Source organism: Xanthomonas cucurbitae (genome assembly GCF_002939885.1).
GTDB classification, from domain to species: domain Bacteria; phylum Pseudomonadota; class Gammaproteobacteria; order Xanthomonadales; family Xanthomonadaceae; genus Xanthomonas; species Xanthomonas cucurbitae.
The window spans coordinates 28,002-43,586 of sequence record NZ_MDED01000023.1 but is presented as its reverse complement, the minus strand read 5'-3'; the positions used below and the strand labels follow the sequence as shown (position 1 = coordinate 43,586).

Below are 15,585 nucleotides of genomic sequence, written 5' to 3'. Positions count from 1 at the left end.
AGCGTATCCGGGTGAATTGTTGCCCGAATGGGACGCTAGCGCCAACGTGGCTGTTAAAATCGCCGCCTTTACCGCCGAGCCACCCACGCCCGTGACCAGCCCAACGCCTCCCACTCCCTCGCCCATGACCTACCGCGATGCGGGCGTCGACATCGATGCCGGCAATGCCCTGGTCGAACGCATCAAACCGTTGGTCAAGCGCAGCTTCCGGCCGGAGGTGATGGGCGGCCTGGGTGGCTTCGGCGCGCTGTTCGACCTGTCCGGCAAGTACAAGGAGCCGGTACTGGTCTCCGGTACCGACGGCGTGGGCACCAAGCTCAAGCTGGCCCAGCAACTGGGCCGGCACGACACCATCGGCATCGATCTGGTGGGCATGTGCGTCAACGACGTGCTGGTGCAGGGCGCCGAGCCGCTGTTCTTCCTGGACTATTTCGCCACCGGCAAGCTGGATGTGGACACCGCCGCGGCGGTGGTGGGCGGCATCGCGCGTGGCTGCGAGCTTTCCGGCTGCGCATTGATCGGCGGCGAAACCGCCGAAATGCCGGACATGTACCCGCCGGGCGAATACGACCTGGCCGGCTTCACCGTCGGCGCAGTGGAAAAATCGCAGCTGCTGGATGGCGCGCGGGTGCGCGAAGGCGATCTGCTGATCGGCATTGCCTCGTCCGGCCCGCATTCCAACGGCTATTCGCTGATCCGCAAGATCTACGAGCGCGCCGGCGCCCCGGCCGAGCATGTGCTGGACGATGGCACCAAGCTGATCGACGCACTGATGGCGCCGACCGCGCTGTACGTCAAGCCGGTGCTGGCCCTGCTCAAGGCGCATGGCGAGGCGATCCACGCCATGGCCCACATCACCGGTGGCGGGTTGACCGAAAACATCATCCGCGTCGTTCCGGACGGCCTGGGGCTGGACATCGACGCCACCGCCTGGACGCTGCCGCCGGTCTTCGCCTGGCTGCAGCGCGAAGGCGCGGTGGCCGATGCCGAAATGTGGCGCACCTTCAACTGCGGCATCGGCTTCGTGCTGATCGCCTCGCCCGAGCAGGCCGCCACGCTGGAGCAGGCGCTGGCTGCGCAGTCGCTGGCGCACTGGCGTATTGGCCAGGTGGTCAATGCGCAGGGCAACGAACGCGTGCGGATCGGCTGAGAGAAGACCTGCATGGACGCGCCCCCGATCGCCACCCCTCCTGCTGCCGCTGCCAGCGCCGAAGACCTGCAGCAGCTCAAGCTGCTGTCGATCTTCCACTACGTGCTGGCCGGCATCACCGGGCTGTTTTCGTTGTTTCCGTTGATCCATCTGTTCATGGGCCTCGCCATCGTGACTGGCCATCTGCCCATGGAGAGCACCAGTCCGGACGCGCCGCCAATGGACCCGCGCTGGTTCGGCTGGTTTTTCGTGGTGTTCGCGGCAGCGTTCATCTGCTGCGGCCTGACGCTGGCAGGGTTCATCGCCTATGCCGGCCGTTGCATCGCCCAGCGCAGGCGGCATCTGTTGTGCCTGATCGTGGCCGGCATTTCCTGCTCGTTCATGCCGCTCGGTACCGTCGTCGGTGTGTTTACGCTGGTGGTGCTGCTGCGTCCGCAGGTCAAGGCGTTGTTCGGCGCCGCCGCACCCGCCGCCTGAGATCGACGTGAGCATACCTGCGTTGCGCAGTCCCAAGCGCGTTGCAGTGATCGCCACGGTCGCGGTGTTCGTGGTCAGCTGGATCGCGTTGCGGTGGCCGGTCGAACAGGCCTTGCATAGGTCACTGACGGTGTTTGGACTAATCGCGCTTGTCAGGCGGCCGAAGCCTATAACGGCCAGCAGGGCGATAGCTGGGACGCGCATACCGACATGCTGCTGGCAACACTCGGCAGCCTGGCGGCCTACCCTGTAGTGAGGACAGTGTTCAATGCACGCGACTGACCGGCGCTTGCGCCTTGCGGTACTGGCGTCCGGGCGCGGCAGCAACCTGCAGGCCATCCTGGATGCGATCGCCAGCGGGCGCCTGCGTGCCGAAGTGGTTGGGGTGTTTTCCGATCGGCCGCAGGCACCGGCCCTGCACAAGGTCGAGCAGGCGCTGCGCTGGAGCGCCAGCCCACGCGATTTTGCCGACCGCACCGCCTTCGATGCCGCGCTGGGCGATGCCATCGCCGCCGCGCGGCCGGACTGGGTGGTCTGCGCCGGCTACATGCGCATCCTGGGCGAGCCGCTGGTGCGCCGCTTTGCCGGGCGCATGCTCAACATCCATCCGTCGCTGCTGCCCAAGTACCGGGGGCTGCACACCCATGCGCGCGCGCTGGAGGCCGGCGCTACCGAGCACGGCGCCAGCGTGCACCTGGTGGTGCCGGAACTGGACGCCGGCCGCGTGATCGCGCAGGCGCGCGTGCCGGTGCTGCCCGGCGACAGCGCCGAGCAGCTGGCCGCCCGCGTGCTGGCGCGCGAACACCCGCTGCTGCTGGCCACCCTGGAATTGCTCGCCGCAGGCCGCGTGCAGATCCACGGCGATGCCGTCCATCTCGACGGTCAGTGCCTGTTTACACCGCTGCGACTAGAGTCCGCTGACACCGCATTGAGCTGAATGCGGAGACGCCTTCCTCATCCTGTCTCGGACATCCTTGCGGCCCCGTGCCTCCTATCAGCGCATGAACGTCATTCCGATCGCTACCGCGCTGTTGACCATTGCCCTGCTCGCCCCGGCCGGTAGCGGCCGCGCGCAGCAACCTCCCGCCGCGCCTGCGCCGACGGCGCCCGGAGCGGCTGCCGCACCCCAGGCAGCGCTGGTGCCCCCCGCCGCGCTGCCCGCCAGCCCCTGGACCCCGCCGCCACTGGAACCGTTCGTGGCCACCTACCAGGCGTTCTACCGCGGCAAGGAGGCCGGCGATGCCACCATGCAGGTCAGCCATGGCGAGGGTAGCCAGTGGCGCATCGACATGTCGGTGCGCGGCCGCAAGGGGTTCGCCAGCATCCTGGGCCTGAACCTGGAGCAGAGCACGGTGTTCCGTGTCGACGGCGACACCTATGTGCCGCTGAGCCAGAGCACGGTGCGCAAGGCCATGTTCTTCGGCAAGAAGGTCACCGGCGTGTACAACTGGCAGGCCGGCACCGCGCAGTGGGACGGCGACCTGAAGAAAGAACGTCAGCAACCGATCCCGTTGCAGCCCGGCGACCAGAGCGCGCTATCGCTGAACCTGTCGCTGATGCGCGATGCGCAGCCCGGCCGCAACCTCAGCTATCGCTACGTCGATGTGGGCCGGGTGCGCAAGTACGACTACCGCGCCGCCGACACCACCGAAGTGGTGCAGGTCGGCGACTTGAGTTATGACGCGTTGCGTGTGTACCGCGTCAACAGCGGCGACAACGAAACCATCCTGTGGATCGCCAACGGGGTTCCGACCCCGGTGCGCATCCTGCAACGTGACAAAAACGAGGATCAGGTCGATCTGCGCCTGGTCCAATACCAAGGAACCTGACCATGACTCTCCTCCCCCGCACCAGCGCCTTGATCGCCGCCGCCGCATTGGCCCTGGCCAGCCTGCCGGCGCTTGCCGTGCAGCCGTTCGAGGCCGATTATTCGGCCAACTACATGGGCATGCAGGCCAACGGCACCATGACCCTGGCATCGGCCGGCGCCAACCAGTGGCGCTACACGCTGACCATCCAGAACCAGCTGGCCAACCTGACCCAGAGCACGGTGTTCGAGGAAGCCGGTGGCCAGCTGCGCCCGGTCAGCAGCAACGACACCTCCTCGATGATGGTCAAGCGCCGCAATGTCACCGCCAACTACGACTGGAAGACCAGCCAGGCGACCTGGAGTGGCGATATCAAGCCGGACCGTCGTGGCCCGGTCAAGCTGCAGCCCGGCGACATGGACGCCTTGCTCATCAATCTGGCAATCACCCGCGACCTGGCCGCCGGCAAGCCGCTGGACTACCGCATGGTGGACGAAGGCCGCATCAAGCCGATGAGCTACAAGGTGGTCGGCAAGGACACCATCACCGTCAACGGCAAGCAGGAGCAAGCCACCAAGATCTCGCGCGTGGATGGCGACAAGGAACTGATCGCCTGGGTGGTCAAGGACCTGCCGGTACCGGCGCGCTTGCTGCAGAAGGAAAAGGGCCAGGACGCGCTGGACCTGACCATCAAGTCGCTGCGCTAAGCGATCTGTGCCTGACGGAGCGCGCTGAGTTGCGCTCCTGCGCACGCGTACAGCGTGGACAACCGTCAATAGCGGTTTAAGGCGTGGTGAGCCGAGTGCGCGGTGCCCTCACCGCTCGCGGGACACGCCGTGAATCCGTCCGTGGAGGCTCGGTGGCGGCATCCATGCCGCCACACGGTCCCGCAAGCGGCGAGGACACCGCACCAGACAGTTGGCTGGCTGCTTTGTTGAAAGCGAGAGCAGCAACGGCCGGTTGAGGGCACGGCGAGGACACCACGTCAAACCCCTTGCGTGCATCTCGATTAAAGAACCAAGACGCCATGCCAGAGCGCTGAGTGTTGTTTGGTTGAAGCTCTGCACACCGACCATCATCACTGGTCCTTGCCCGCTCACCGTCGCGGGACCTTTGGCGGCATGGATGCCGCCAAAGAGCTTACATGGACGTACTTGCAGCGTGTCCCGCGATGGTGAGCGGGCAAGGGCCCTGCAGAACATTCGCAAATCAGCCGCTCTGCGTGGACTATCGGTGTTCCGCCAACCTATCGCCTCTCAAGGCTTGCCAGCAGCCTTGTCATCGCCGGTCATGAACACCGTCCGGCAATCCACCCGGATCTGCTCGTCATTCTTGCGCCAATAAAAAAGATCGCAATGGCGCTTGCCTTCCACGGTCTTTTTCACCGCCACCGCATAGAACGACTGCGCGATCTCGTCGCGACTGGCAGTGCCGTCGCCGTTCCAGTCCATGTCCTTGAATTCCACGCCCTGGGTAATCGCCATGCCCACGCTCCAGGCATAGGCCAACCACGCCAGGATCAGCACGATCACCGCCAGCAGGATCTTGCGCCGGGTGGTGAAACGTCCGCGCAGGATCATGCGCTGCGCCGGATGGTCGCGCCCAGCGCCCCCAGCTTCTCCTCGATGTTCTCGTAGCCACGGTCCAGGTGGTAGATGCGGTCGATGGTGGTCTCGCCCTCGGCCACCAACCCGGCCAGGATCAACGACGCCGACGCGCGCAGATCGGTCGCCATCACCGGCGCGCCACTGAGGCGCTCGGCACCGCGCACGATGGCGGTATGGCCTTCGACCTGGATCTCCGCACCCAGACGTAGCAGTTCGTTGACGTGCATGAAGCGGTTTTCGAAGATGGTTTCGTTGATGACGCCCACGCCGTCGGCCACGCAGTTGAGCGCCATGAATTGCGCCTGCATGTCGGTGGGAAACGCCGGGTACGGCGCGGTGGTCAGGTTGACCGCGCGCGGGCGCTTGCCCTGCATGTCCAGTGTGATGCTGTCGCTGGTGGTGGTGATGCTGGCGCCGGCCTCGGTGAGCTTGTCCAGCACCGCATCCAGCGTGTCCGGGCGTGCGCGGCGCACGGTGACGCTGCCGCCGGTCATTGCCGCAGCGACCAGGAAGGTGCCGGTCTCGATGCGATCCGGCAGCACCACGTGGTGCCCGCCCCCCAGACGCTCCACGCCCTGCACCACGATGCGCGGGGTACCGGCGCCTTCGATCTGCGCGCCCAGCGCGATCAGGCAGTCGGCCAGGTCGGTGACTTCCGGCTCCATCGCCGCGTTTTCAAGCACCGTGGCGCCTTCGGCGAGCACCGCGGCCATCAGCACGTTCTCGGTGCCGGTGACGCTGACCATATCGAACACGTAGCGGCCACCCTTCAGGCGCCCGTTGCTGGTGGCCTTGATGTAGCCGTTCTCCACGCTGATCTCCGCGCCCAGCGCCTGCAGACCCTTGATGTGCTGGTCCACCGGGCGCGAGCCGATCGCGCAGCCGCCGGGCAGCGATACTTCGGCAGTGCCATAGCGCGCCAGCAGCGGACCCAGGACCAGGATCGAGGCGCGCATGGTCCTGACCAGCTCGTAGGGAGCGACCTGGTGGGTCACCGAGCGCGGATCGACCAGGATCGAGCGGCCCTTGGCCAGCGTGCCCTCGTCGATGGTGACCTCTGCGCCCAGTTCGCTGAGCAGCTTCACCGTGGTGATGACGTCATGCAGGTGCGGCACGTTGCTGATCTCCACCGGCGCATCGGCCAACAGCGTGGCGCACAGGATCGGCAGCACGGCGTTCTTGGCGCCGGAAATATTGACTTCGCCATGCAGCGCTTGGCCGCCGGTCACTACGATTTTTGCCATGGGAATCTGAGAAATCCGAAAGTAAAGGTATGTCGGGGAAAACAAGTGTGGGACATATCGGCCCTGATGCACGCGACGCGGCGTTGGACGGGGATCGCGCAGCGCCGGGGACGCGCTGGGCGCAGTCGCCAGGCCAGCATGGACGGAACCAGGCAGGCGAAGCGAGCAGATACCCACCGCTTGCCGATCATGCCCCTCAGCCCGGCCCGGCCCGCCTGGCGGCGAGCGCGACGGCCGCGCTCAGCCTTCCTCGGGCGTCAGGGTCTTCAGCTGCAGCGCGTGGATCGCCCCGCCCATCAACTCGCCCAGGGTCGCGTAGACCATGCGATGCCGTGCCAGCGGGGCCTTGCCGGCAAAGGCCGGGCTGACCACGGTGGCCTCGAAGTGCACGCCGTCGTCGCCGTGCACGTCGACGCGGGCTTCGGGCAAGCCGGATTCGATGAGTTTACGGATGGTTTCGGCGTCCAAAGGGCGTTTCCTCATAAAATGAGCGCACATTCTACTCTTCACCCGGGTCCCGCATGGCCGTCTCGCACCTGCCTCCTGCCACCGTCAGCGACACCAGCCTGGTCGCCAGCGGCCAGCGCGTGCTCCAGATCGAGCAGGACGCGCTGGCCAGCGTGGGCGCGCGCATCGGCAGCGACTTCGCCGCAGCCTGCCGGCTGGTGCTGGCCTCGCGCGGGCGGGTGGTCGCCACCGGCATGGGCAAGTCCGGCCATGTGGCGCGCAAGATCGCCGCCACCCTGGCCTCCACCGGCACCCCGGCCTTTTTCGTGCACCCCGGCGAGGCTGGCCATGGCGACCTGGGCATGATTACCGAAGCGGACATCGTACTGGCGCTGTCGTATTCGGGCGAATCGGACGAGGTACGCATGCTGCTGCCGGTGCTCAAGCGCCAGGGCAACCCGATCATCGCCATGACCGGCCGCGCGAGCTCCACCCTGGCGCAGGCCGCCGACGTGCACCTGGACGTCAGCGTGCCGGCCGAAGCCTGCCCGCTGCACCTGGCCCCCACCTCCAGCACCACCGCCTCGCTGGCGATGGGCGATGCGCTGGCGGTGGCGCTGCTCGATGCCCGCGGCTTCACCGCCGACGACTTCGCGCGCTCGCACCCGGCCGGCAGCCTGGGCCGGCGCCTGCTGCTGCACATCACCGACGTGATGCACGCCGGCGAGGACCTGCCGCGCGTGCGGGAAGATGCCAGCCTGAGCCAGGCGCTGATGGAAATGAGCCGCAAGCGACTGGGCATGACTGCGGTGGTCGATGGCGACGACCGCCTGATTGGTCTGTTCACCGACGGCGACCTGCGCCGCGCGCTGGACAGCGATATCGACGTGCGCAGCGCCGGCATCGCGCAGGTAATGACGCGCAACCCGCGCACCATCGGCGCCGACCAGCTCGCCGCCGAAGCCGCACGGCTGATGGAGGACTACAAGATCAATGGCCTGATCGTGGTGGACGCGCAGCAGCGCGCGGTGGGCGCATTGAACATTCACGACCTGTTGCGCGCCAAGGTGGTTTAACAGGTTCAGCTTTCAACCGCCGGACCCCGTTCTCACCGATTCGTGCCGATGCCCTACTCTCCCCTGCAGCACCTTCCCGCCGACCTGATCGAGCGCGCCGCGCGCATCCGCCTGGCCTGCTTCGACGTCGACGGCACCCTGACCGACGGGCGCCTGTACTACGACCATGCCGGCAACGAGAGCAAGGCGTTCAACGTGCTCGACGGCCAGGGCCTCAAACAGCTGGAACATGCCGGCATCCACGTCGCGCTGATTACCGCCCGCGCCAGCCTGTCGGCGGAAAAGCGCGGCCAGGACCTCGGCCTGCACGTGCAGATCGGGGTCAAGAACAAGCGCCTGGCGGTGCTGGCGCTGTGCCAGGAGCATGGCCTGTCGCTGGACCAGGTGTTGTTCATGGGCGATGACCTGCCCGACCTGCCGGCGCTGCTGGCGGTCGGCCTGCCGGTGGCCCCGGCCAATGCGCACCCATGGATTGCCGAACGCGTGCAATGGCATACCCGCGCCCGTGGCGGCGAAGGCGCCGCCCGCGAGGTCTGCGATACGGTGCTGGCCGCACAAGGCCAGGTTGAAGGCATCATCGAAGGGTTCTGCGCATGAACTGGAACTGGCGAACCACGCTGGGCGTGGTGCTGTTCGTGGCGGCGGTGGTGTCCGGCTGGTCGGCATGGCAGCAGCGCGCGCGCCCGACAGCGGTGGCGGTGGACCAATCACAGGCCGACTACGTGCTGCGCGACTTCGAACTGATCGCGCTGGACAAGCAGACTGGCAAGGAGTCGGTGACACTGCGGGCGCCGGAGATGCACCGCAACCGTGCCGACCGCACCTCGGAGGTCACCACCCCGGTGTTCCTGCTGCCCGACAACGCCAACCAGCCGTGGACGCTACGCGCCAAGACCGGCTGGATCAGCCCCAAGGGCGACGAGCTGAGGCTGCGTGGCAATGTGGAGGGCGACAGCCCGACCACTGGCCCGACGCCCCCGACCACCTTCCGCAGCGAGAGCCTGGACGTGTTCCCGCAGCAGAACCTTGCCAAGACCGCTGCACCGGTGACCATGACCCGGCCGGGTATCATGCAGAGCGGAGTTGGCTTCGAAGCCGATCTCAAGTCACGCCAGTACAAGCTCCTTTCCCAGGTCAAGACCCGTTATGAACCGAATGCTGCCCGCTAAACTGGCGTTTGCCGTCCTGCTGCTGCCCGCGATGGCGCTGGCCAAGACCAGCGATCGCAACCAGCCGATGGCCATCGACTCCAACGCCAACGATTGCAACATGCTCGACGACAGCGGCAAATGCCGCTTCACCGGCAATGTGGTGATTACCCAGGGCACGCTGGAAATCCATGCCGACACCGCCGACATCTTCCAGAAGGACGGCCAGACCGAGCGGGTGGTCCTCACCGGCAAGCAGGCCACGCTCAAGCAGCAGATGGACGACGGCTCGATGATGAACGGCCAGGCCGACAACATCGAATACAAGGTCGCCGACGAAATCATCATCCTCACCGGCAACTACAAGGTCGATTCGCCCAAGGGCACCAACGCCGGCCAGCGCATGGTCTACAACACCAAGACCGGCAACATGCAAAGCGGCGGCGACGGCAGCCGCGTGCGCACCATCATCCAGCCGAAGAACGCCGCGCCTGCGGCACCAGCACCGGCGCCGGCCGCCAAACCTGCAGCCAGGCCGGCCACCAAGCCGCAGGGGAACAAGTAATGCTGGTCGCCACCGGTCTGCGCAAGAAGTACAAGCAGCGCGAAGTGGTCAGGGAGTTCGGGCTGACGCTGGAAGCCGGCGAAGTGGTTGGCCTGCTCGGCCCCAACGGCGCCGGCAAGACCACCTGCTTCTACATGATCGTGGGCCTGGTCGAGGCCGATGCCGGGCGCATTGAACTGGACGGACGGGACCTGACCACCGAGCCGATGTACGCCCGCGCCAAGCTGGGCGTGGGATATCTGCCGCAGGAACCCTCGATCTTCCGCAAGCTCACCGTGGCCGACAACATCCGCCTGGTGCTGGAGCTGCGCGAGGAACTCGATAACGCCGGCCGCGAGAAAGAACTGGTCTCGCTACTGGAAGAATTGCAGATCACCCACGTGGCCGATCAGCTCGGCGCCAGCCTCTCCGGCGGCGAACGGCGGCGCTGCGAGATCGCGCGCGCACTTGCTGCAAAGCCACGCATGATGCTGCTGGATGAGCCGTTTGCCGGCGTGGACCCGATCTCGGTCGGCGAAATCCAGCGCATCATCACCCACCTCAAGGACCGCGGCATCGGCGTGTTGATTACCGATCACAATGTGCGCGAGACCTTGGGAATCTGCGACCGCGCGTATATCCTCGCCGAGGGAGGCGTGCTGGCGCAGGGGGCACCGGACGCGCTGCTCGCCAATCCCGACGTCCGTCGCGTCTATCTGGGGGAGACTTTCCGCCTTTGAGCGTGTCGCCGCGCCCACATCCCGTCCAGTCAGTGTCTGCATGAAAGCCCGGCTCCAGACATCGCTAGGACAGCAGTTGGTCATGACGCCGCAATTGCGTCAGGCGATCAAGCTATTGCAGATGTCCAGCACCGAGCTGGAGCTGGAACTGGCCGAAGCGGTGGAGACCAACCCGCTGCTGGAGTGGGCCGACGAAGCCGCGCACGCGGCCAGCCAGGCGCCGGCCGAATCCGCATCGTCCTCCAGCGACGATACCCGGCACGAAGACGCCGCCCCTGCCGAACGCGACGACGACTGGTCGCAGGACGAGCTGCAATGGACAGGTTCGGGCAGCGGCGGCAGCTTCGACGACGACGACTCCGGCGATGCCGTCGAACGCGTGGCCGACTCCGAGACACTGGCCGACCATCTGCTCTGGCAACTTCACCTGTCGCCGCTGTCGCCGCGCGACCGCCAGATCGGCGCGACCCTGATCGACGCGCTGGACGAGGACGGCTACCTGCGCGAACCGCTATCGACCATCCTCGAGACCCTGGCACTGGGCGCGGCGGTCGATGAGGCCGAAGTCCTCACCGTGCTGCACCAGATCCAGCGCTTCGACCCGGTCGGCGTGGGCGCCCGCACCCTGGGCGAGTGCCTGGCATTGCAGCTGGCGGTGCTCGACCCGGCCACCCCGGGCCGCGCGCTGGCGCTGCAGATCGTGGCCGGCCCGCTGGAACGGCTGCCGCGCAGCGGCGTGGCCGGCCTGGCGCACGAGCTCAAACGCCCGGCTGCCGATGTGGAGCAGGCGGTGCAACTGGTGCGCTCACTGGACCCACGCCCAGGCAAGCAGATCGGCGAGCTGTCGCAGGACACCTACGTGGTGCCCGACTGCGTGATCTGGCGCCAGCGTGGAGTCTGGCGCGCATCGCTGGCCGGCCGCTCGCAGCCCAAGGTCACCATTCACCGCGGTTACGAGAACCTGATCCGCAGCTGTGGCGAGTCCGACGCCGGCTATCTGCGCGGCCAACTGCAGGAAGCGCGCTGGCTGCTCAAGAGCCTGGAGGCGCGCGGCGAGACCTTGTTACGGGTGGTGCGCTGCCTGCTGCAGCACCAGGCTGGATTCCTGGAATTCGGCGCACAGGCGCTGCGGCCGCTGACCCTGCGCGAGATCGCCGGCGAGCTCGGCCTGCACGAATCCACCATTTCCCGCGCGATCGCCCGCAAATACGTGCGCACCCCGCGCGGGACCATCGCGTTGCGCTCGTTCTTCGCCTCCGGCATCGACACCGACAGCGGCGGCGAAGCCTCCAGCACGGCCATCCAGGCCATGATCCGGCGCCTGATCGAGGCGGAAAACCCGCGCAAACCGCTATCTGACGCCAAGCTGGCCGAGCTGTTGAAGACTTCCGGCGTACCAGTGGCGCGGCGCACCGTTGCGAAGTATCGTGAGGCCATGAACATTTCCGCCTCCCACGAACGCGTGCGCATCGCCTGACGTTGCAACCACCGCAGCGCTGGCGCGTGCCGGGTTTGCCGGAGTACCGGAACGGTTCATTGGCCCACCGACCAATGGAGGTATCCGATGCGTATCGAGACGTATGGCCACCAGCTTGAAGTGACCCCCGCCCTGCGGGAGTACGTGGCAAGCAAGCTGCAGCGACTGCAGCGCCATTTCGACCAGCACTGCGAAGTCCGAACGCAGCTGGCGGTCCAGAAACCGGACCATCACGTGGTCGCCACCGTCAACCTTCCCGGTCGCACGCTGCATGCCGACGCCAGCGGCTCCACCATGTATGCGGCCATCGACCTGCTGGTGGACAAGCTCGACCGGTTGGTGCTCAAGCACAAGGAAAAGAAATGTAACCACCACGCGCGCGAGGTGCGCGACAATCCCGCATGACGCTTCCCGCTTGATGCCCTCATGCCCTTAACCGATCTGATGGCGGCCGTGCGCACCGTGGTGTCGCCGGCCGCCGATCGCGACGCCCTGCTGCATACCGCCGCCGAGCTGCTGTCCTGCCGCCAGGCCGGCACCGACGAGCTCTACGCCAACCTGTGCGAGCGCGAGGCCTTGGGCAGCACCGCCATCGGCCATGGCATCGCCATTCCACATGGCCGATGCTCCAATCTCACCGAACCACGCGGCGCCCTGTTGCGACTGGAGACCCCAGTTGCCTTCGGTGGCGGCGAGCCGGTGGACCTGGTGTTTGCGATGGCGGTACCGGCGCACTACACCCACCAGCACCTGATGCTGCTGTCGGAACTGGCAGAATGCTTTTCCGACGCCGGTTTTCGCCAACGGCTACGCGATGCGCCCGATGCGCAGGCCCTGTTGGCCTTGCTCAACGACGCCCCGCTCGCACAGGCCGGCGCGGCATGAATTCCGCCATTACCGCACGCGAACTGTTCGACCAGCAGCGCGACAAGCTGGCGCTGCGCTGGGTGGCCGGCCTCAAGGGCGACCAGCGCCAGATCCAGGCCGGTAGCAACAATGCCCGCCGCCCCTCGCTGGCCGGCTATCTCAACGTGATCTACCCCAACAAGGTGCAGATCCTGGGCAGCGAGGAGTTGGCCTGGCTGGATTCGCTGGATGCGCGCCAGCGCTGGGAGACCATCGAGAAGATCATCCAGGTGCAGCCGCTGGCGCTGGCGATCAGCAAGAACCAGTCCTGCCCGGAGGATCTGCGCGCAGCCGCCGACGAATCCAATACGCCGCTGTGGATCTCGCACAAGCGCGGCCACGAGCTGCTCAACCACCTCTCCTATCACCTGGCGCGCACGCTGGCGCCGCGGGTCACCCTGCATGGCGTGTTCATGGAGATCTATTCGATCGGCGTGCTCATCACCGGCGAGGCGGGCTCGGGCAAGAGCGAGCTGGCGCTGGAACTGCTCAGCCGTGGCCACCGTCTGGTGGCCGACGATGCCCCCGAATTCACCCAGATCGCGCCCGACGTGCTCGACGGCACTTGCCCTGAACTGCTGCAGGACCTGCTGGAAGTGCGCGGCCTGGGCGTGTTGAATGTGCGCGACATGTTCGGCGACACCGCCGTGAAGAAGAACAAGTACCTGCGCCTGATCGTGCACCTGACCCGGCCGATGACCGAGCCCACCCCGTCCGGCTACGAGCGCCTGACCGGCGATTCCGGCAGCCGCCATGTGCTGGACCTGGACGTGCCGCTGATGACCCTGCCGGTGATGCCCGGGCGCAACCTGGCGGTGCTGACCGAGGCGGCCACGCGGCTGCATATCCTGCGCACCAAGGGCATCGACCCGGCGGCGATGTTCATCGCCCGCCATAGCAACCTGCTGGAGCGCCGCATCCCATGAATACGGCGCCCTCCTCGCTGATGATCGTGAGCGGGCTGTCCGGCTCGGGCAAATCGGTCGCGCTGAAGACCTTCGAAGACCTGGACTACTACTGCTCGGACAACCTGCCGGTGGAGCTGCTGCCGGATTTCGTGAAGAGCCGCCTGCGCGGCAATCCGATCGGCGACCAGCGGCTGGCGGTGGGCATCGACGTGCGCAGCCGCAGCGACCTGACCCAGCTGGCACAGTGGCGCCAGGCCGCGCAGGAATACGGCATCGAGGCGCGCCTGCTGTTCTTCGAAGCCAGCGATGAAGCACTGGTCAAGCGCTACGCCGACACCCGCCGCCGTCATCCGCTGAGCCATCTTGGCCTGGCACTGCCGGAGGCGATCACCCGCGAGCGCCAGTTGACCGAGCCGCTGCGCACGCAGGCCGATGCCATCATCGACACCAGCGCGCTCAACGTGCACCAGTTGCGCCGCCGCGTGGTCACCGAATTCGCGCTCGGCTCCAACGACCGGCTGTCGCTGCTGTTCGAATCGTTCGCCTACAAGCGCGGCGTGCCGGCCGAAGCCGATTTCGTGTTCGATGCGCGCGTGCTGCCCAACCCGCATTGGGACCCGGTGCTGCGCCCGCTCACCGGCCGCGATGCCGGCGTGCGCGACTACCTGGACAACGAAGCGGACGTGCAGCGCTACAGCGCGCAGATCGTGGACCTGCTCGACACCTGGCTGCCGCGCCTGCGCAACGACACCCGCAGCTATGTAACCATCGCCTTCGGCTGCACCGGCGGCAAGCACCGTTCGGTCTACATGGCCGAACGCATGGCCCGGCATGCGCGCGAACAGGGCTGGCCGGAAGTGGCGACGTTTCATCGCGAGCAGGATTGAGGGGCTGGGAGTCGGGAATCGGGAATCGTAAGAGCGGTATCCGGGGGTCTATTGCTGCATGCGCTCGCGGAGAAGTCGCGGATGCCAGATCGTTTTTGAATCTGGTTGTTCGTGGGTGGCTTGGGTTGGGTGGGTGCTGTGGCAAGTCGCCGCGCTGCATCCGGCGCTGCTGGATTGCTGATCTGCCTGAAACGTTGCTTGGCGCTTTCGCGCTATTTGCTCGCGACGTTGCGTTCAAGGCCTGGCTGTGGCATCGGTCATGCGTCGCCCTACTCCCCTGCCCCTGTCGTAGGTACTGCAGCGCTCGCTTGCGAGTTGGTCTGCCTTGGCAATGCTGCCTACATCACGGATCGGTGCACCGCAGGCTGAAAAACGCGGTCGCTGCGCAGGGCCACACCGGTCGCTGCGATGGAGCTAAACGGCTATTCAGTTCGCAACACATCGGTGCGGGCAAACGCTATCGCGTAGTCATGCCGACCTGTTAACGTCTGGACATGGCCTGTGGCATTCTCCTCATTACTCATCCCGGCATCGGCGCAGCGTTGTTGAGCGTGGCGACGGGGCTGTTGCGGCATTTGCCGCTGAAGACCGAAGCGTTCGAGGTACCGTTCGATGCAGACCTGGACGCCTTGCTGCCCCAGGCCTCGTCGGCAATGCGACGGGTCGACAGCGGCGACGGCGTACTGGTCATGACCGACCTGTATGGCGCCAGCCCCAGCAATCTCGCCACCCGGTTGGCAAAGCTCGGCACGCCGGTTCGTCGCGTGTCCGCGCTGAGCCTGCCGATGCTGCTGCGGGTGATGAATTACCCCGAACAAGGTTTGCAGGAACTGCCCGCCACCGCGGCGGCAGGCACCCGCAACGGAGCGATCATCGACGATGCTTGAACGCGAACTCATAGTCTCCAACCGACTCGGACTGCATGCGCGGGCGACCGCCAAGCTGGTGCAGACGCTGTCGTCCTTTCGCAGCAATGCCACCCTGGCGGCCAAGGGCCGCGAAGTGAACGCCAAGAGCATCATGGGCGTGATGTTGCTGGCCGCCGGCCAGGGCACCAGCGTGGTGGTGCGGTTGGACGGCGAAGACGAAACCGAGGCCTTGCAGGCCCTGGTGGAGTTGTTCGAGCGCCGTTTCGACGAGGATAGCTGAGCATGCGCGGCGTCGGT

Annotated in this window: 20 protein-coding genes and 1 pseudogene; 18 read left to right on the top strand and 3 right to left on the bottom strand. The window is 66.5% G+C overall.

Annotated elements, in window-relative coordinates; all coding sequences use genetic code 11:
• Positions 1-16: 16 nt before the first annotated feature.
• From purM to XcuCFBP2542_RS12930, 6 genes and pseudogenes are all read left to right on the top strand, one after another.
• Positions 17-1,150: a phosphoribosylformylglycinamidine cyclo-ligase gene (purM, locus tag XcuCFBP2542_RS12955; protein WP_208800372.1), complete on the top strand. Its 1,134-nt coding sequence runs from the start codon at positions 17-19 to the stop codon at positions 1,148-1,150.
• Positions 1,151-1,162: 12 nt separating this feature from the next.
• On the top strand, positions 1,163-1,627 hold the full coding sequence (locus XcuCFBP2542_RS12950) for a hypothetical protein (RefSeq protein WP_104603972.1): 465 nt from the start codon (positions 1,163-1,165) through the stop codon (positions 1,625-1,627).
• Positions 1,628-1,780: 153 nt separating this feature from the next.
• Positions 1,781-1,909: pseudogene (locus XcuCFBP2542_RS20310) on the top strand (DUF2238 domain-containing protein); the annotation flags it as partial.
• Positions 1,896-2,564, top strand: a complete 669-nt coding sequence (purN, locus tag XcuCFBP2542_RS12940; protein WP_104603971.1) for a phosphoribosylglycinamide formyltransferase — start codon at positions 1,896-1,898, stop codon at positions 2,562-2,564. The pseudogene XcuCFBP2542_RS20310 and the gene purN, both read left to right, overlap by 14 nt.
• 64 nt (positions 2,565-2,628) lie before the next feature.
• Positions 2,629-3,456 (top strand): DUF3108 domain-containing protein, encoded by an 828-nt coding sequence (locus XcuCFBP2542_RS12935; RefSeq protein ID WP_104603970.1) that lies wholly within the window; start codon positions 2,629-2,631, stop codon positions 3,454-3,456.
• Between the two features lie 2 nt (positions 3,457-3,458).
• Positions 3,459-4,142, top strand: coding sequence for a DUF3108 domain-containing protein (locus XcuCFBP2542_RS12930; protein WP_104603969.1), 684 nt, complete (start codon positions 3,459-3,461; stop codon positions 4,140-4,142).
• A gap of 549 nt (positions 4,143-4,691) precedes the next feature.
• Here XcuCFBP2542_RS12930 and XcuCFBP2542_RS12925 read toward each other — a convergent pair.
• The 3 genes from XcuCFBP2542_RS12925 to XcuCFBP2542_RS12915 form a co-directional block, all read right to left on the bottom strand.
• On the bottom strand, positions 4,692-5,015 hold the full coding sequence (locus tag XcuCFBP2542_RS12925; RefSeq protein ID WP_104603968.1) for a hypothetical protein: 324 nt from the start codon (positions 5,013-5,015) through the stop codon (positions 4,692-4,694).
• Positions 5,012-6,286 carry a UDP-N-acetylglucosamine 1-carboxyvinyltransferase gene (murA, locus tag XcuCFBP2542_RS12920; protein WP_104603967.1) on the bottom strand — a complete coding sequence of 425 codons (1,275 nt, stop codon included), beginning with the start codon at positions 6,284-6,286 and terminating at the stop codon, positions 5,012-5,014. The genes XcuCFBP2542_RS12925 and murA overlap by 4 nt, the downstream gene beginning before the upstream one ends.
• A gap of 240 nt (positions 6,287-6,526) precedes the next feature.
• Positions 6,527-6,754, bottom strand: a complete 228-nt coding sequence (locus XcuCFBP2542_RS12915) for a BolA family protein (RefSeq protein ID WP_046964476.1) — start codon at positions 6,752-6,754, stop codon at positions 6,527-6,529.
• 53 nt (positions 6,755-6,807) lie between these two features.
• On the opposite strand from XcuCFBP2542_RS12915, the gene XcuCFBP2542_RS12910 reads away from it, so the two are divergent.
• The 12 genes from XcuCFBP2542_RS12910 to XcuCFBP2542_RS12855 all read left to right on the top strand — a co-directional run bounded on the left by XcuCFBP2542_RS12910 (position 6,808) and on the right by XcuCFBP2542_RS12855 (position 15,568).
• Complete coding sequence (locus XcuCFBP2542_RS12910; RefSeq protein WP_104603966.1) at positions 6,808-7,809, top strand: KpsF/GutQ family sugar-phosphate isomerase; 1,002 nt, start codon at positions 6,808-6,810, stop codon at positions 7,807-7,809.
• 48 nt (positions 7,810-7,857) lie between these two features.
• Entirely contained in the window at positions 7,858-8,406 is a 549-nt protein-coding gene (locus tag XcuCFBP2542_RS12905; RefSeq protein ID WP_104603965.1) for a KdsC family phosphatase, read from the top strand.
• On the top strand, positions 8,403-8,978 hold the full coding sequence (gene lptC, locus XcuCFBP2542_RS12900; RefSeq protein ID WP_104603964.1) for an LPS export ABC transporter periplasmic protein LptC: 576 nt from the start codon (positions 8,403-8,405) through the stop codon (positions 8,976-8,978). Before XcuCFBP2542_RS12905 ends, lptC begins: the two co-directional genes overlap by 4 nt.
• The gene (gene lptA, locus XcuCFBP2542_RS12895; RefSeq protein ID WP_104603963.1) at positions 8,956-9,522 is read left to right on the top strand and encodes a lipopolysaccharide transport periplasmic protein LptA; all 567 of its coding nucleotides are present in this window, start codon (positions 8,956-8,958) and stop codon (positions 9,520-9,522) included. The genes lptC and lptA overlap by 23 nt, the downstream gene beginning before the upstream one ends.
• The gene (gene lptB, locus XcuCFBP2542_RS12890; protein ID WP_104603962.1) at positions 9,522-10,241 is read left to right on the top strand and encodes an LPS export ABC transporter ATP-binding protein; all 720 of its coding nucleotides are present in this window, start codon (positions 9,522-9,524) and stop codon (positions 10,239-10,241) included. The genes lptA and lptB overlap by 1 nt, the downstream gene beginning before the upstream one ends.
• A gap of 40 nt (positions 10,242-10,281) precedes the next feature.
• Complete coding sequence (locus XcuCFBP2542_RS12885; protein WP_104603961.1) at positions 10,282-11,718, top strand: RNA polymerase factor sigma-54; 1,437 nt, start codon at positions 10,282-10,284, stop codon at positions 11,716-11,718.
• An 87-nt stretch (positions 11,719-11,805) separates the two neighbouring features.
• Positions 11,806-12,123, top strand: coding sequence for a ribosome hibernation-promoting factor, HPF/YfiA family (gene hpf, locus XcuCFBP2542_RS12880; protein ID WP_104603960.1), 318 nt, complete (start codon positions 11,806-11,808; stop codon positions 12,121-12,123).
• A gap of 21 nt (positions 12,124-12,144) precedes the next feature.
• A complete protein-coding gene (locus XcuCFBP2542_RS12875; RefSeq protein WP_104603959.1) occupies positions 12,145-12,603 on the top strand; it encodes a PTS sugar transporter subunit IIA in 459 nt (152 codons plus the stop codon).
• Positions 12,600-13,550 (top strand): HPr(Ser) kinase/phosphatase, encoded by a 951-nt coding sequence (gene hprK / locus XcuCFBP2542_RS12870; RefSeq protein WP_104603958.1) that lies wholly within the window; start codon positions 12,600-12,602, stop codon positions 13,548-13,550. Before XcuCFBP2542_RS12875 ends, hprK begins: the two co-directional genes overlap by 4 nt.
• Positions 13,547-14,419 (top strand): RNase adapter RapZ, encoded by an 873-nt coding sequence (rapZ, locus tag XcuCFBP2542_RS12865; protein WP_167526918.1) that lies wholly within the window; start codon positions 13,547-13,549, stop codon positions 14,417-14,419. The genes hprK and rapZ overlap by 4 nt, the downstream gene beginning before the upstream one ends.
• A gap of 494 nt (positions 14,420-14,913) precedes the next feature.
• A complete protein-coding gene (locus XcuCFBP2542_RS12860; RefSeq protein ID WP_104603957.1) occupies positions 14,914-15,306 on the top strand; it encodes a PTS sugar transporter subunit IIA in 393 nt (130 codons plus the stop codon).
• On the top strand, positions 15,299-15,568 hold the full coding sequence (locus XcuCFBP2542_RS12855) for an HPr family phosphocarrier protein (protein ID WP_104541854.1): 270 nt from the start codon (positions 15,299-15,301) through the stop codon (positions 15,566-15,568). Before XcuCFBP2542_RS12860 ends, XcuCFBP2542_RS12855 begins: the two co-directional genes overlap by 8 nt.
• Positions 15,569-15,585 lie beyond the last annotated feature (17 nt).

What these genes read in the sequence shown, in the direction of transcription:
- XcuCFBP2542_RS12930 (WP_104603969.1), top strand. Translation starts at nt 3,459, where the DNA reads ATGACTCTCCTCCCCCGCACCAGCGCCTTGATCGCCGCCGCCGCATTG.
- XcuCFBP2542_RS12885 (WP_104603961.1), top strand. Translation starts at nt 10,282, where the DNA reads ATGAAAGCCCGGCTCCAGACATCGCTAGGACAGCAGTTGGTCATGACG.
- hprK (WP_104603958.1), top strand. Translation starts at nt 12,600, where the DNA reads ATGAATTCCGCCATTACCGCACGCGAACTGTTCGACCAGCAGCGCGAC.
- lptB (WP_104603962.1), top strand. Translation starts at nt 9,522, where the DNA reads ATGCTGGTCGCCACCGGTCTGCGCAAGAAGTACAAGCAGCGCGAAGTG.
- XcuCFBP2542_RS12860 (WP_104603957.1), top strand. Translation starts at nt 14,914, where the DNA reads ATGGCCTGTGGCATTCTCCTCATTACTCATCCCGGCATCGGCGCAGCG.
- murA (WP_104603967.1), bottom strand. Translation starts at nt 6,286, where the DNA reads ATGGCAAAAATCGTAGTGACCGGCGGCCAAGCGCTGCATGGCGAAGTC.
- rapZ (WP_167526918.1), top strand. Translation starts at nt 13,547, where the DNA reads ATGAATACGGCGCCCTCCTCGCTGATGATCGTGAGCGGGCTGTCCGGC.
- XcuCFBP2542_RS12910 (WP_104603966.1), top strand. Translation starts at nt 6,808, where the DNA reads ATGGCCGTCTCGCACCTGCCTCCTGCCACCGTCAGCGACACCAGCCTG.
- XcuCFBP2542_RS12855 (WP_104541854.1), top strand. Translation starts at nt 15,299, where the DNA reads ATGCTTGAACGCGAACTCATAGTCTCCAACCGACTCGGACTGCATGCG.
- XcuCFBP2542_RS12925 (WP_104603968.1), bottom strand. Translation starts at nt 5,015, where the DNA reads ATGATCCTGCGCGGACGTTTCACCACCCGGCGCAAGATCCTGCTGGCG.
- XcuCFBP2542_RS12935 (WP_104603970.1), top strand. Translation starts at nt 2,629, where the DNA reads ATGAACGTCATTCCGATCGCTACCGCGCTGTTGACCATTGCCCTGCTC.
- lptC (WP_104603964.1), top strand. Translation starts at nt 8,403, where the DNA reads ATGAACTGGAACTGGCGAACCACGCTGGGCGTGGTGCTGTTCGTGGCG.
- purN (WP_104603971.1), top strand. Translation starts at nt 1,896, where the DNA reads ATGCACGCGACTGACCGGCGCTTGCGCCTTGCGGTACTGGCGTCCGGG.
- XcuCFBP2542_RS12950 (WP_104603972.1), top strand. Translation starts at nt 1,163, where the DNA reads ATGGACGCGCCCCCGATCGCCACCCCTCCTGCTGCCGCTGCCAGCGCC.
- hpf (WP_104603960.1), top strand. Translation starts at nt 11,806, where the DNA reads ATGCGTATCGAGACGTATGGCCACCAGCTTGAAGTGACCCCCGCCCTG.
- XcuCFBP2542_RS12875 (WP_104603959.1), top strand. Translation starts at nt 12,145, where the DNA reads ATGCCCTTAACCGATCTGATGGCGGCCGTGCGCACCGTGGTGTCGCCG.
- lptA (WP_104603963.1), top strand. Translation starts at nt 8,956, where the DNA reads ATGAACCGAATGCTGCCCGCTAAACTGGCGTTTGCCGTCCTGCTGCTG.
- XcuCFBP2542_RS12905 (WP_104603965.1), top strand. Translation starts at nt 7,858, where the DNA reads ATGCCCTACTCTCCCCTGCAGCACCTTCCCGCCGACCTGATCGAGCGC.